Genomic DNA, 13,584 nt, shown 5'->3' with positions numbered 1-13,584 from the left:
GTGGCTCACATCGGCTCGCGATTGAGCCGCAAGGCGCCGCCGGCGCGCGCGGCAACGAGTCGTTCGCGGCGCAGCGACGACCCGACGGCCACGCCGCCCTGCCCATGCCAGTCCACCACGAGGTCGTCGACGCGGCGAATCTGCTCATCGGTGAGATCGATGGCGCCCCCGGCTAGCAGCCAGCCGCGAATCACCCTCCGGCGCAGCGCATTCGGCAGCTCGCGTAGTCGGCGGACATCCAGTCCCGTGTCGGCAAGCGCTTCATCGAGTTCCGTTTGAGCCAGATCGTCCAGAGCGCTGCAGTCCTCACGCAAGGACGACGCCGTGCGGGCAAGTGCCTCCGATACACCACCGCCGAGTACGTCTTCGAGCAACGGAAGCACCTCGGCGCGCAGTCGTGCGCGAGTGAACACGGGGTCGACGTTGTGTGGATCCAGCCACGGCTTCAGGCCAAGTTCTTCACACGCGGCGCGGGTGATTGCGCGTCGCACACTCAGAAGCGGTCGGCACCAAGGCGGCCGGTACGGCCGCATCCCCGCAATCGACCGTGCGCCTGAGCCGCGTCCCAGGCCCAGCAGTACCGTCTCGGCCTGATCGTCGAGGGTGTGGCCGAGCAACACCGACGCGCCTGCACTCGCCTCTCGCAGCACGGCGTACCTGGCGGCTCTGGCCGCCGCCTCGGGGCCGCCCTGGCGCCCGACCTCCACCGTCAGCACCCGCGCGTCGTCACATCCAAGGTCGAGTGCCTGGCTGGCCGCCGTTTGAGCGACCGCCGACGAGTCCGGCTGCAGCCCGTGATCGACCACGAGCGCGACGGTAGGTCGCTGCTCAGCCGCGACGGCAGTGAGGGCCAGTGAATCCGGTCCTCCGGAAAGTGCTACACACCAATGGTTTTCGTCAGCAAGGTAGCGTTGCGCGTACGTCGATACCGCCTTGCGCAATACCGCTAGAGGACCCGGTCGATCCATCGTGCCGGCTTGTCGATTTCCTCGGGCATGGGCAAGGTGTCCGGCCCGGTCCAGATGGCGTTGAAGCGGTCCATGCCGACGCGCGACACGACCTCGTCAACAAACGCCTTGCCGCGCGTGTACTGGTTCATCTTGGCGTCGAATCCCAGCAGCGCACGGATCAGCCGCTGCAGCGGTGGCTGACGACGCTTGCGCCGCGCGTCAAATCGCGCACGAATCGTTGACACGGTGGGCACCACAGCGGGCCCGACGGCGTCCATGACGTGGTCGGCGTGACCCTCGAGAAGGGTGCCGAGCACCAACAACTGGTCCAGCGCGTGGCGCTGCGGCTCGGACTGCATGGCCCGCAGCAGACCGATCATTCCGCTCGAATTCGGGTCCGCCGCCGGGTCGCCGTCGCGGCGTTCGCGGATGTGGGCAGCGAGTCGTCCGATCACTGCTCCGACGTCTTCGCCGGCATCCTGGGTGATGACGCCCAACGCCGACGACATGTGGTCCGCCAGCCAGGGATTAGCCGTGAACTGGACACGATGGGTGACCTCATGGAGGCACACCCACAAGCGGAAATCCTTTGGCACCAAACCTAATTGGCGCTCGACCGCGATGATGTTCGGGTAGACGAGCAGCAGCTTGCCACCATCTCCGGCGAACGGGTCATATTGCCCCAGGATCCCCGACGCCACGAACGCCAGCACCGCCCCGGTCTGCGCACCTGTGATCCGCCCCCGGATGACACCACCGATACCTGTCTTGCTGCTCGCGTCCGCAGACTTGCCGTCGCCGCCCGTCATCACCCGCATCGACTCGGCGGCGAGCCGGACCCAGTGGGCCCGGTCCACGATCAACGCGTCGGGAACGTCGGCGCCGGAGACCAGGCGGGTGACGTCCCTGACGGGAAGCTCGGCGCTCCGCGATGCGTCAGCGAGTTCGCCGACGATCTGGCGTCGCGTGTACGCGGTGGACGCCGGGCCGGGCCGGGACAGCCGCTCGCCGGTGGTGGCGGCGAACTCCCAGTCGACAACGCGGCCGACTGTAATCGGTTGCCTCTCTGTGGATGTCACGAGGTGCAACCACAGGTGCGCAATGTGGAGGCCAGCGCGTCGAGCGCTACTTGTCCCATGGGCCCGGCGTCGTTGGACATCAGCGCGAACGTCAGCACCCGGCCGCTGCTGTCGGTGACGATGCCTGCCAGGGCGTTGATCTTGGTGAGCGAGCCGGTCTTGGCGCGCAGCCATCCCGCGGCGGCGTCTGTGGCGTCGTCGATGTAGCGGTTGGACAGTGTCCCGCTGCCTCCGGCGATCGGCAACGAATCCAGGAGAGGCCTCATCGCGGGGTGATCCGTGCCGGCGGCCGCGCCGACCACTTCGTCGAGGTTCTTCGCCGTGAGACGGTCGTCGACCGACAGGCCACTCGAGTCCACGAGTGTGGCCCCGCTCGTATCGATCCCGGCGGCGGCCAGCGTTTTGGTGACGGCTTCGACGGCATCGCTGAAGCTGGCGGTCCGGCCGGTGGCCTTCGCGACTTCGCGGGCGATGCATTCAGCCATCACGTTGTCCGAGTGGATCATCATCTCGTTCAGCCGCGACATCAAAGGGGCCGACTGCACGGAGGCGATCTGGTGCCCGTCGCTGACCGGCGTACTGGCGATCGTGACGGCCTTGGGATCGACGTTCAGCGCGGCGGCCAACACCCGGCCGGCGTCAAGTGCGGGCGTGACGGATCGCACCGACTCTGGCGTGAGGGGCTGCGTTCTGCCGGCGTCGACCATGATCGCCTCGATCGGGGCGACGTCGCCGCCCTCGATGTCAGCAGGGTCCCATCCGGCTGCCATCGATGGACCGCTGAAGGCACTTGTGTCGACCTGGATCGAGGTCACCTTGGTGCCGCTGGCGCGCACTTGTGCCGCAAGATCCGAAATACGAGCGGCGTCGTGATACAGCGTCGCCCCGCCAGGCGGAGCCGACGACAGCGTCGGGTCGCCCGCCCCGACCAGCACCACTACACCGGGCTCGCGGGTCTGGTCTGCGGCCACCACGGTGGTGGTCTGACGTTCGTTGCGGTCCAACGTCAACAACGCCGCCGCGGCGGTCAGCGTCTTGTTGGTCGACGCCGGGATCATCGGCAACGTCGCGCCCTGTTCCCAGAGTTGGGTTCCGGTGAGCGCGTCGGTCACGCGGCCGGTGAAGGCGCCGAGGTTGGGGTCGGACAGCGGCTGCTTCAGCGCCGCGGAGAGTCCGGAGGGGGTGGGTTTTGGTGCGTCGTCGGCCACCGGGACCACCTCGGGCTTGGCGGTCGCCGCCGGGGGTGCGGGGCCTGCCGCCGCCACCGCATCGTGCAGCGATCCCCGGCCGGCGAGGATCATCGCGACCACCACCGCAACCACGACCGTCAGCAGTACAGCCGCGCCGATCAGTGTGTATGTGGAGCCCACCTTGCTGAGCGGCCACCGCGCCGGACGCATGTAGTGAACAGTAGCGCTCCACTATGGTTGTGCCCCGACGGTTAACCCCGACGTCCAGAGTGAAGGAGCGCGGCCGGTGCAATTCGACGTCACAATCGAGATCCCGAAAGGTCAGCGCAACAAGTACGAGGTCGACCATGAAACGGGTCGGGTGCGGCTCGACCGCTACCTCTACACCGCGATGGCCTACCCCGTCGACTACGGCTTCATCGACGACACTCTCGGCGAGGACGGCGATCCGTTGGACGCCATGGTGCTACTGCCGCAGTCCGTGTTTCCCGGCGTGATCGTCGAAGCCCGGCCCGTGGCCATGTTCCAGATGACCGACGAAGCGGGCGGCGACGACAAGGTGCTGTGTGTACCTGCCGGCGATCCGCGCTGGGATCACATCAACGACATCGGCGATGTGCCGTCGTATGAACTCGAGGCGATCAAGCACTTCTTTGTGCACTACAAGGATCTGGAACCGGGCAAGTTCGTGAAGGCCGCCGACTGGGTCGGTCGTAACGAGGCAGAGGCCGAGGTCGAGCGTTCGCTTGAGCGCTTCCGCGCCGAGGGTCACTAACGCGCCTGCTGATACGGCGACGTTACGGCCTGTTACGTGCAGGTCAAATCTGACGCCTCCGATGGAATGGCGCTCTGCTGGGTCCGATGATGGTGACAACCCCATAGAAGGGCCCGAAAGTGCTGATGCATCAAGGGATCGGCCTCGAAGCATTCAATTCGATGCCGCCCAAGAAGGCTATGCATGCGCTGTACGAATGCTGCAACTGCGTGTCACTGGCCGGCGATCTGGTGCGCGGGCGGCCCTATCAGGCTCACGACGCATTGTTTCGTCGCGCCGACGCATTGCTGTTCGCGCTCTCGGAATCCTCGGTGGATCGCATTCTGCAGGCCTACCCGCACATCGGCAGGCGACCGCGCAGCACCAAGTCCCAAGCCGAGCAGTGCTCGGTGTGGGACCCGCGGCCTGAGGTGATGGCCGAGCTCGACACGGCAGCCAAGGCCTACGACGAGCGCTTCGGGTTCAGTTTCGTGATGTTCGTGGACGGCGCCGACGCCGAGGGCGTGCTCGCGGTGATGGCCGACCGGCTACACCATGAGACCGAAACCGAGCGCAAGGTAGTGCGCAACGAACTGGCGAAGATCAACCGGACGCGACTGGAGCGCATGCTCGGACCTGAGGGCGGCTACCACAACTGGTAGTTCCGCTGGTGGTCCTGCCCATCGACAGTGCTGAATGAGTCGGCAGCTCGACCACCCTCGCTGTCTGGTCGGCAGATGCGGTCCGCCGTGTCATCCGTTGGTACGAATCTTCCTCGGCAGGCCCGGCTACTAAATTGCGCTTGAGTGGGGTCAATACCTATGGTTGGCCTGCGTCGGGGGATGCGTATGGAGGAACGCCACATGATGGTCACAGGGGTGGGTCGGGAAGAACGTCGGCACTTCACAGGTCGGCGACGTCGCGGAGTGGACTGGCCGAGCAGTCATCGTCCCACTGTGCTCAGTCTCGCCGTCTTGCTCGTCGGGGGCGGGATCCACGCAATTGCGTTCGCTGCGCCAGCTCACGCCGACGCGACGGTCATGGCGAAGACCCAGCGCATGTCTGAACCGTCGCTGACGTCGCAGCAGGACGGCTGGTACAACCAGGGCGACAAGCTGACGCTCAATTGCTTCAAGCGAGGGCAAGCCGTTAAGGGGCACTTCAGCTTCAACATTCCAAACGGTGGCTGGGACAACCTCTGGTACAAGGTCTCGGACGGTCATTTCGTCGCCGACGTCGATATCGAGACCGGAACCCTCAGCACGGTTACGCCCGAGTGCGACCAGGCGCCGGCGCCTCAGGCCTCCGGCGCGCCCGGCGCCAGCTTGGCGACCAAGGTCGACAATTTCGTTGCCGCAACCAACGGGCACAAGGTTGGCGACGGTCAATGCGTCCCGTTGATCAAGCAATACCTGAGCGACGTATATGGCATACAACCTGGGTCGTGGGGCAACGCGATTGACTACCGGCAGGGCGGCAGTGCCGGTAATCAGCTGGAGTCACGCGGATTCAGCTGGCACACCGACCGGCAGTTCAACAATGGCGACATCCTCGTGTGGCAACAGGATTCTCGTTTTGCCTATCTCCCGCAAGGCCATATCGCCGTCGGGTACAACGGCAAGATCTACGACCAGAACTACGCCGGACGACTGACCGCCGGCTCCGATCCCTTCTCGGGATACGGGTATTTGGGGTACTGGCGTAAGGCTCTGTAGCAGGCACGCGAACGAAGCGACCGCCGGGACCTGCCCGATCAGGGCGCGTCCTCCCGGCTGGTCTTGCGCGTCTTCAGCAAGCTCGCAACCGTCGTCACCACGAGGGTCACCACGATGACGCCCAGGCTCACCAACGTCGGAATCTCAGGGACGTCGAAACCCTTGCCGCCGTTGAGAAATGGCACCTTGTTCTCATGCAGGGCGTGGAGCAGGAGCTTCACGCCGATGAAGCCGAGGATGAAGGCGAGACCGTAGGAGAGGTAGACCAGCCTCTTCAGGAAATCGCCCAGCAGGAAGTACAACTGCCGAAGACCCATCAGGGCAAAGACGTTGGCGGTGAACACCAAGTACGGCTCGCTGGTCAAGCCGTAGATGGCGGGGATCGAGTCGAGCGCGAAGATGATGTCGGTGGTGCCCAAAGCAACGATCACGAGGAACATCGGCGTCATCACGCGCTTGCCGTCCTCTTTCAGCCAGAGCTTGAGGCCCTCCCATTTGTCCGTGAAACTCAAGTGGCTGCGCGCAAACCGGACCACGAAATTGTCCGCGTCGTCGTCGTGGTCGGTGTCCCTTCCCAATTGGATTGCGGTGAAGATCAAGAACGCGCCGAAAATGTAGAAGACCCAGGAGAACTGGTTGATGGCCACGGCGCCGAGCGCGATGAAGATCCCACGAAACACCAGGGCGAGCACGATGCCAACGAGCAACGCTTCCTGTTGATTTTTCTTCGGCACGCTGAAGCTGGCCATGATCAGTAAGAACAGGAACAGATTGTCGACGGACAAGCTGTACTCGGTCAGCCAGCCGGCGAAGAACTCGAGTCCGAACTGTGGGCCGTGAGACAACCACACCCACGCCCCGAACGCGATCGCCAGCCCGATGTAGATCGCCAGGTAGATCGCACACTCGCGCTTGGTCGGTTCATGCGGACGGCGGGCAACTACCACCACATCGAAAATGAGCACGGCGATCGTCACCCCGAGGGTGATGAACCACTCAAGCGCACTGACATTCACTAAAAAAGCCTCCGGTCGTCAACAAACGCCGGAGGTCTCTTCCACCACCGGAAAGCGGTGGCCCACGTGCCGGTCGTCCGATGAAGGTCGACGTGATGACGACACTGCGGCGAAGGAATACTCCCCTCCGCTTCTAGTCTCTCATATGGTCGCCAAGGGCGCTGTCGGTGATCAGATGGAGCAAATAGTGAGTCCAGAGGCTGCATGACTGACGCGGGAACTCCGACCGGCCCGATCACCCGGGGCAGCGTCGCGCGCGTTGGCGTCGCGACCGCGGTGACCGCATTGTGCGGGTACCTGGTGCTGTACCTGGCCGCGCGCGATCTGGATCCGGCGGGGTTCTCCATTTTCGGCGTGTTCTGGGGCGCCTTCGGGTTGGTGACCGGCGCGGCCAACGGGCTGCTGCAGGAAGCGACTCGCGAAGTGCGGTCGGCCCGCTATGCGGTACTGCCGCCGGGACCGCAGACGCATCCGCTGCGCCTGGCCTCAGTGATCGGGGTGGTGGCCGGTCTCGTGATCGCCGCGAGCGCCCCGCTGTGGGCGCCTCACGTCTTCGCGGAAGCTCGCCTTCTCAGCGTCGTGCTGCTGAGCGTGGGTCTAGCCGGATTCTGCATGCACGCAACCCTTTTGGGCATGCTCGCCGGAGCGGGCCAGTGGACCCGATACGGCTCGCTCATGGTTACCGACGCCGCAATGCGAGTGGCGGTGGCGACAGCGACGTTCGTGCTGAGCTGGGGTTTGGTGGGGTACTTGTGGGCGACCGTATGCGGCGCAGTCGCGTGGCTGGTCATGTTGGTGACGTCTCGAACGACGCGGGAAGCTGCGCGCCTGGTCGCCTACGGCGACACCGCGACGTACCTGCGCGGCGCAGCGCATGCGATCGCAGCCGCCGGCGCCAGTGCGATCTTGGTGATGGGCTTTCCCGTGCTGTTGAAGGCCACATCGGCGAATTTGGGGTCGACGGGCGGTGTGGTGATCCTGGCGGTGACACTGACGCGAGCGCCACTGCTCGTGCCGCTGACGGCAATGCAGGGCAATTTGATCGCCCACTTCGTCGACCAGCGCAACGAACGGCTCCGTGCGCTGGTGGCGCCGGCCGCAGTGGTGTTGGGGATCGGCGCTCTTGGCGTGACGGCTGCAGGGCTCGCCGGGCCATGGCTGCTGCGGGTGGGGTTCGGCCCCGATTACCGTGCAGACGGGGCGCTGCTGGCATGGTTGACCGCAGCGGCGGTGTCGATCGCGCTGCTGACGCTGACCGGGGCCGCGACAGTGGCCGCAGCACTGCACCGAGCGTATTCGCTCGGCTGGATCAGCGCGACCGTCGCGTCGGCGCTGCTGTTGACGTTGCCTCTCGAGCTGCAGACTCGCACCGTCGTGGCCCTGCTGTGCGGGCCGCTCGTCGGCATCGCCGTGCACCTGACGGCGCTGGGCACACAACCGCAGAGCGGCCCGGCTCCCATGCCACCGACGCGCTGACGTGTATTTTGTGGGCATCGACAGTCGATACCCGGACGTCTGGATCATCGTCCCCGCGTTCAACGAAGCCGCCGTCATCGGTGAAGTGATCGCCGACGTGAGGGCGGTTTTCGACCACGTTGTATGTGTCGACGACGGTAGTACCGACGACACCGGCGCGATCGCTCTTCGCGCGGGTGCACATCTGGTTCGGCACCCGGTCAACCTCGGCCAGGGCGCGGCCATCCAGACGGGCATCGAGTACGCCCGCCGGCAACCCAGCGCCGAGGTTTTCGTCACGTTCGACGCTGACGGTCAGCATCGTGTCAAGGACGTGCTGAGGATGATCGACAAACTGAGCGCCGAAAACGCTGACATCGTGATCGGCACGCGCTTCGCCGACCACGGGGTGCGCAGCGACGTGCCGATTCTGAAGCGGATCGTGTTGCGCACCGCGGTCTGGCTCAGTCCGCGCAGCCGCCGGCTGAACTTGTCGGATGCGCACAACGGGTTGCGGGTGTTCAACCGAAAGGTGGCCGACGGGCTCGACATCACTACGAGCGGCATGGGCCACGCCAGTGAATTCATCGCGCTGATCGACGAAAACAGTTGGCGGGTAATGGAAGAACCCGTCGAGATCTTGTACACCGAATACTCGAAGTCGAAGGGTCAGCCGCTGGTGAACGGCGTCAACATCCTCTTCGACGGGTTCCTGCGAGGAAAGAAGGCTCGATGAACTGGATTCAGGCATTGCTGATCGCGGCGGTAATCGCTCTGCTGGTATTCCTCTTGCGGTCGAGGGGATCCATGCATGCGAGGGCGTGGGTAAAGCTTGGGTACGTGTTGTTCGTGGTTGTTGCGATTTTCGCGGTGCTGCAGCCGAATGACACTACGGTGGTGGCGAATTGGGTGGGTGTCGACCGCGGTACCGACCTCATGCTGTACCTGCTGATCATCGCGTTCGCGTTCACGACACTGAGCACGTACTTGCACTTCAGGGACGTCGAGCTGCGGTACACGCGACTGGCGCGGGCGATCGCTCTGGAAGGCGCTGAGCGGCCCTCGGACTAACTGTTCTGCGTTTGACGGAAGTAGTCGACTGTCCGGGTGATGCCTTCGTCGAGCTTTATCTGCGGATGCCAGCCGAGCACCATCTCTGCGAGCCGGACGTCGAGGCACGACCGCTTGAGATCGCCCAGTCGCGGTGGGGCGAACTCCGGGTCGTCCGGTGTGCCGGCTGCGGCCGCTACCGCTGAATGTAGTTGGCGGTCAGAGGTTTCCACACCGGTGCCGATATTGAAGCGCTGGCCGCCGCCCTTGGTCCCCGACGCGCGCACAAACGCGTCGACGACGTCGTCGACGTACACGTAGTCACGGGTATTGGAGCCGTCACCGAAGACCCTCGTCGGCTTTCCGGACAACAACGCCTGCGCGAAGATGGCGACCACGCCGGCTTCGCCGTGGGGATCTTGACGCGGTCCGTACACATTCGCCGGCGCAATGTGCGAGCAGTCCAGGCCGTAAAGGTTGCGGAAGGTGTTGAGGTAGATCTCGCCGGCGACCTTGCTAGCGGCGTACGGGGAGGCCGGATCGGTGGGGATGGACTCGTTGGTGGGGAATTTGTGGGGCGTGCCGTAGATGGATCCACCGGAGGACGTGTGCACGATCTTGCGCACCTTGGCTTTGCGCGACGCCTCGGCGAGACGGATCGTGCCGACCACGTTGACTTCTGCGTCGAACTGCGGGTCCCCGACCGACTTTCGGACATCGATCTGAGCGGCAAGGTGGAAGACCACCTCTGGGCGGTGAGCGGTCAGCAAGCTGTCGAGGTCAGCAGAAACGATGTCGTCCGTAATCGATGTGAAATTAGGACTTTTCGTCGCTCCGTCGAGATTGCCAGCGCGCCCTGTACTCAGGTTGTCGAGCCCGACGACCTCGTGTCCGTCGGCAAGCAACCGATCAACAAGGGTCGAGCCGATGAACCCCCCAGCGCCGGTAACGAGTGCGCGCACCGGTCAACCATACAGATGACCGCTCATACGTCCCGAATCCCCGCACCGCCCGACTCGGGGTACACGCGGCCAATCTCGAAACTGTTGTGTTCTTCGGTGGCCTCCAGCCAGTGCACCGCGTTCTCGGATCTGGTCTGTTGCTCGGGCACCGTGGCCTGCAGCGCCGCTGCCCACGCGTCGGCCTGGTTTTGTTGTTTGTCGGCGACGTCTGCCAGCGCCTTGTCTATGGGCGTCGTGCCCGAGGCTTCCGGCACCGGTCCGGTCACGGCAACGCTCCTGACGGTCTCGGCGATCGTTTCGACTTCTTTGAGCGTCTCGGCGGCGTCTACCTTGATGTTGCGGTCGGCCATAATTCCGTCTCCTTGGTGACTTGATTTGCGGCGTAAACAATGTCGGCGTAGTCAGGGGGATCGGGACGCCACAACGTTAGTGCCTCGATTGCGCGGTCGATGTTGTGATGAACGCGGTAAAGCGCGGTCACGGCGGCCTTGGTCGAGGGTTCCATCTCGATGTAGCCCGGGCGCATCCACAGGGACCTGCGTTCGCGTTGCAATACGTCAAGGGTTGCCCACTGCGAGTCGGTGATCGGGGTGCCCGCGGCGAGCGCCCCGACGACTTCGCGTACTGCCGGATGGACGTCCGTGAGCATGGACTCGGCGCCTGCCATGGCCATCCCCACGGCCGACGCCGTGGCCTCCCAAGCTGTTTGGCGCGCCTCTGGGGTAACACCTTTGGTCTCTGCGTACGCGGCGGTATCGGTGGCAGCGAGGCGATGAACCCTCAAGGGTTCTAGATCGGGGATCGGGTCGTCGGGCTGTAGCGGTGATCTCGTGGAGTCGCAGTCTTGGTAGTGCGGAACACCGGCCCGGCGGGCCGGCAGTACCGACGATCCGCCAGGATCGGTGGTGGCGGCCACAGCGTAAAGGTCGAAATTGGGGTCGAGGGCGGACCGGTGCGCGGCATAGGCCACCATCGTCTCGGTGGGATTGACCCAGCCAAACCACTTGGCTTGAAAAGTGTTGTCCAACAATCGGTCTGCGAACAGCAGTCTCGCGGAGTTGGGGATGAACACCCCCGGCGGCACGTAGCCTGCGCCGTCGTTGCTCGTGATGACCGTCTCGTATCCCTTGCCGGATTTGAAAACGGCTACGCACCAGTGCACACCGGGATACATCCGCGAGGCGTGCAGCAGCTCATAGGCGAGGCGAACTGCGGCATCGAGGCGGGGTTCCTTGGTCTGCGAGCTGACCACGGCGGCGCCGGTGCCCGTGGCGGCGACGCCGGAACTCGCCAGAAATCCGGGGGACATCGCCGTGGCGGTGGACGGAGTCGTGCCCGCAGCCATCGCGGTGCCTGGCGGCATCGGGCTACCGGGTCCTGAGGTCGTGATGGTGGGCGCGGCCGGCGGTGGCGGCGGCGGTACCGGGGAACGGGGAATATCGGAGCCGTAGGGCGCCATGGGTGGGGGTATGGGTGGCGGGGTGGCGATGATCGGGGCGGATTGCGGGGCGGCGGTCGGCGGCGGGGTCGGTGCAGGGGGTGGTGCGGGGCTCACGGGTGCAGCCGCGGCTGCGGCTGGTGGTGCGCCAGACGCAGACGCGGGCATGCTCGACGCCGCCGCGTCAGTGAGCGCGGGCGGCGGCGCGGTGTGGAGTGGCTGGGGTGCGGACATCGGCGCGCCGCTGGTGAGGCCCTGGGTGAAACCCTTCGAGAAGTCGCCGGCGGGGGCCGCGGGGTGGGCAGCGGCGAGAGGGGACGTCGACGGAGTCGCAGGCATCGAGGTGGCGGGGGGAGGACCTCCGGTCGACAGAGCTCCGCTTAAGGGGCTTGGGGCCGATGATGCAGTGCCTGGTGTGGGCAAGTTTGGGGCCCCCGGAGCTCCGGTCGGTGACCGAGGCAAGAGCGGAGGAAGCACGGTGTCGCCGTGTCTCTGAGACGCACCATCCAATCTTGGTGTCTCGTTGCCTGTCTCCTGTCCGACGGGAGCGCCGGGCGTGACAAGCGTGCCAGTGGAACTATTCGGATGCCGCCACGACGCTTCCTCGCCCCGCGGCTCCGGCAACTCTGGGTCGGCTGTGATGCTGCCGTCTCCGATTGGTTGTCTTGGGTGAATAGGTGTGTCTTGATCGCGGATCTGTCCGGGATCCGGTGACGGGCGTGGCGGAGGACGCTGGGGCAGTGGGCCGCCGTGCCAATCCATTGGCTTGACTCCACGGTCTCCGGGAGGCTGGGCCGACCGTTCCCCGCCGGGTCGTTCCCCTCGATGGTGTTCCCCGCCGTGTCCGGGTGGCGGCAAGGGAATGTCGGCCAACTTCGCGCCCAAACCCTCAATCTCTATTGCGCCGGCATGGTTCGCAGCCTTCGCATCGTCATGCTTGCGGTCGACAATGTTCGTGATAGCGGCAGCCAGCGCCTCATCCAATTGTCGAATGTTCTCATCGTGTTTGGGTCCTGGCGGAACAGCAGCTTTCAGTACTGCGGCGAACCCGCGGGCCGCTTCGATTTCAGTTCTAGCGTCAGTCAGAATCGAACGCAGGCGGGACCTGGTCCTTTGAAGTGTCGCAGCGCAATCGTGTGAAATTGTAGAAGTCTTGGATTGAGATGTTGATCGGTCCGACAGGAGTCGTGCGGTCTGCAAATACATTCCGTGCATCGAGTCGATCCACTCGCCACTGTTGCGGCCAAGCAGTGCATTCGCCGACCGTTCGACGTTCCGAGACGCGTCCGACGTGTTGTCTGCGGCGGCCTTTTGACTATTCGCCGAATCAAACCATGAAGACTCCCCAGTTTCTGGCCAGAGTCCACCGAGTATCTCCTCGGCGAATTCGCCAGACGGGAATGCGTTGCCAACCGCTACCGGGCTTGCTAATTCCAACGGATCCCCAACTTACTGCACGTGCTTAGCGGCCCCCCAAGGTCGATGCCGCCCTGGACCCAAGTCGGTTCGTCATAGTCGTCAACGCGTCCCGGCTGGACGAGCTCCACGTACAACAATTTGTCATCAATGAGCGCCTGCAATGTCCTCGTTAGATATCGAGGTGGCTTAGCGTGCTGATTTAGAACGCTCTGAGTTCGCGAGGCCCAGCTCTCAATGAACGCACGATATCCGGGAATCGCAGCGGCTTGTTCTGACGAGCCCGGAGCCAAAGGTCCAAATGCCCGATTTTGCTCTCTTAATTCCTTCATCAGAGGCACGATGGCCTGACAGAGGGCCTTATCGGCGTCAGCAACAAACAGCTGCTGCTCCGGGAGCGCGGTTGGTGTCGGCTGCGCCGTCGGAGCCGGTGCTTCTGGCTTGCGAATCAGCGAAACCACCAGCGCGGCGGCCGCGAGAAGAACAGCGAGCGCCGCCAGCGCAATCGCGAACTTCGACGTACGTCGCGGCGGCGGGACAAAAGGGACACCTGGTGGAG

Annotated in this window: 15 protein-coding genes; 7 read left to right on the top strand and 8 right to left on the bottom strand. The window is 64.6% G+C overall.

Annotated features, from left to right (window positions below; all coding sequences use genetic code 11):
• Positions 1-5: 5 nt before the first annotated feature.
• The 3 genes from tilS to dacB are packed head-to-tail and all read right to left on the bottom strand — an operon-like array spanning position 6 to position 3,429.
• A complete protein-coding gene (tilS, locus tag QOH60_RS00515) occupies positions 6-968 on the bottom strand; it encodes a tRNA lysidine(34) synthetase TilS (RefSeq protein WP_526415976.1) in 963 nt (320 codons plus the stop codon).
• Entirely contained in the window at positions 947-2,029 is a 1,083-nt protein-coding gene (locus QOH60_RS00510) for an Rv3626c family coenzyme F420 biosynthesis-associated protein (protein WP_526415974.1), read from the bottom strand. Before QOH60_RS00510 ends, tilS begins: the two co-directional genes overlap by 22 nt.
• A complete protein-coding gene (dacB, locus tag QOH60_RS00505) occupies positions 2,026-3,429 on the bottom strand; it encodes a D-alanyl-D-alanine carboxypeptidase/D-alanyl-D-alanine endopeptidase (RefSeq protein WP_526415972.1) in 1,404 nt (467 codons plus the stop codon). The genes QOH60_RS00510 and dacB overlap by 4 nt, the downstream gene beginning before the upstream one ends.
• 76 nt (positions 3,430-3,505) lie before the next feature.
• Between dacB and QOH60_RS00500 the strand changes: the two genes are divergently transcribed.
• The 3 genes from QOH60_RS00500 (at position 3,506) to QOH60_RS00490 (ending at position 5,688) form a co-directional block, all read left to right on the top strand.
• A complete protein-coding gene (locus QOH60_RS00500) occupies positions 3,506-3,994 on the top strand; it encodes an inorganic diphosphatase (protein WP_526415970.1) in 489 nt (162 codons plus the stop codon).
• Between the two features lie 125 nt (positions 3,995-4,119).
• A complete protein-coding gene (locus tag QOH60_RS00495; protein WP_526416058.1) occupies positions 4,120-4,635 on the top strand; it encodes a 2-oxo-4-hydroxy-4-carboxy-5-ureidoimidazoline decarboxylase in 516 nt (171 codons plus the stop codon).
• A gap of 294 nt (positions 4,636-4,929) precedes the next feature.
• On the top strand, positions 4,930-5,688 hold the full coding sequence (locus QOH60_RS00490) for a hypothetical protein (protein ID WP_526415968.1): 759 nt from the start codon (positions 4,930-4,932) through the stop codon (positions 5,686-5,688).
• Between the two features lie 38 nt (positions 5,689-5,726).
• Here QOH60_RS00490 and QOH60_RS00485 read toward each other — a convergent pair whose 3' ends face one another.
• A complete protein-coding gene (locus QOH60_RS00485; RefSeq protein WP_526415966.1) occupies positions 5,727-6,704 on the bottom strand; it encodes a TerC family protein in 978 nt (325 codons plus the stop codon).
• A gap of 204 nt (positions 6,705-6,908) precedes the next feature.
• Here QOH60_RS00485 and QOH60_RS00480 point away from each other — a divergent pair, with 204 nt between their 5' ends.
• The 3 genes from QOH60_RS00480 to QOH60_RS00470 are packed head-to-tail and all read left to right on the top strand — an operon-like array spanning position 6,909 to position 9,230.
• Positions 6,909-8,180 (top strand): polysaccharide biosynthesis protein, encoded by a 1,272-nt coding sequence (locus QOH60_RS00480; RefSeq protein ID WP_526415964.1) that lies wholly within the window; start codon positions 6,909-6,911, stop codon positions 8,178-8,180.
• A 10-nt stretch (positions 8,181-8,190) separates the two neighbouring features.
• Entirely contained in the window at positions 8,191-8,895 is a 705-nt protein-coding gene (gene ppgS, locus QOH60_RS00475) for a polyprenyl-phospho-N-acetylgalactosaminyl synthase PpgS (RefSeq protein ID WP_526415962.1), read from the top strand.
• Positions 8,892-9,230 carry a DUF2304 domain-containing protein gene (locus tag QOH60_RS00470; protein WP_526415960.1) on the top strand — a complete coding sequence of 113 codons (339 nt, stop codon included), beginning with the start codon at positions 8,892-8,894 and terminating at the stop codon, positions 9,228-9,230. Before ppgS ends, QOH60_RS00470 begins: the two co-directional genes overlap by 4 nt.
• Here the strand turns inward: QOH60_RS00470 and QOH60_RS00465 are convergent.
• The 3 genes from QOH60_RS00465 to QOH60_RS00455 are packed head-to-tail and all read right to left on the bottom strand — an operon-like array spanning position 9,227 to position 11,630.
• Positions 9,227-10,171: an NAD-dependent epimerase/dehydratase family protein gene (locus QOH60_RS00465; protein WP_526415958.1), complete on the bottom strand. Its 945-nt coding sequence runs from the start codon at positions 10,169-10,171 to the stop codon at positions 9,227-9,229. The two genes, QOH60_RS00470 and QOH60_RS00465, sit on opposite strands and share 4 nt — an antisense overlap.
• A 23-nt stretch (positions 10,172-10,194) precedes the next feature.
• A complete protein-coding gene (locus QOH60_RS00460) occupies positions 10,195-10,521 on the bottom strand; it encodes a hypothetical protein (RefSeq protein WP_526415956.1) in 327 nt (108 codons plus the stop codon).
• Entirely contained in the window at positions 10,497-11,630 is a 1,134-nt protein-coding gene (locus tag QOH60_RS00455) for an EspK C-terminal domain-containing protein (RefSeq protein ID WP_526415954.1), read from the bottom strand. The genes QOH60_RS00460 and QOH60_RS00455 overlap by 25 nt, the downstream gene beginning before the upstream one ends.
• Positions 11,631-11,640: 10 nt before the next feature.
• Between QOH60_RS00455 and QOH60_RS00450 the strand changes: the two genes are divergently transcribed.
• The gene (locus tag QOH60_RS00450; protein WP_526415952.1) at positions 11,641-12,105 is read left to right on the top strand and encodes a hypothetical protein; all 465 of its coding nucleotides are present in this window, start codon (positions 11,641-11,643) and stop codon (positions 12,103-12,105) included.
• 931 nt (positions 12,106-13,036) lie between these two features.
• On the opposite strand, the gene QOH60_RS00445 is transcribed toward QOH60_RS00450, so the two are convergent.
• On the bottom strand, positions 13,037-13,584 hold a 548-nt coding region (locus QOH60_RS00445; protein ID WP_526415950.1), incomplete at its 5' end, for a hypothetical protein.

This window comes from Mycobacterium sp. (assembly GCF_032159765.1).
In the GTDB taxonomy this organism is placed as follows: domain Bacteria; phylum Actinomycetota; class Actinomycetes; order Mycobacteriales; family Mycobacteriaceae; genus Mycobacterium.
The sequence above is the reverse complement of the archived record's forward strand: the minus strand, read 5'-3'. Positions and strand labels throughout refer to the sequence as shown.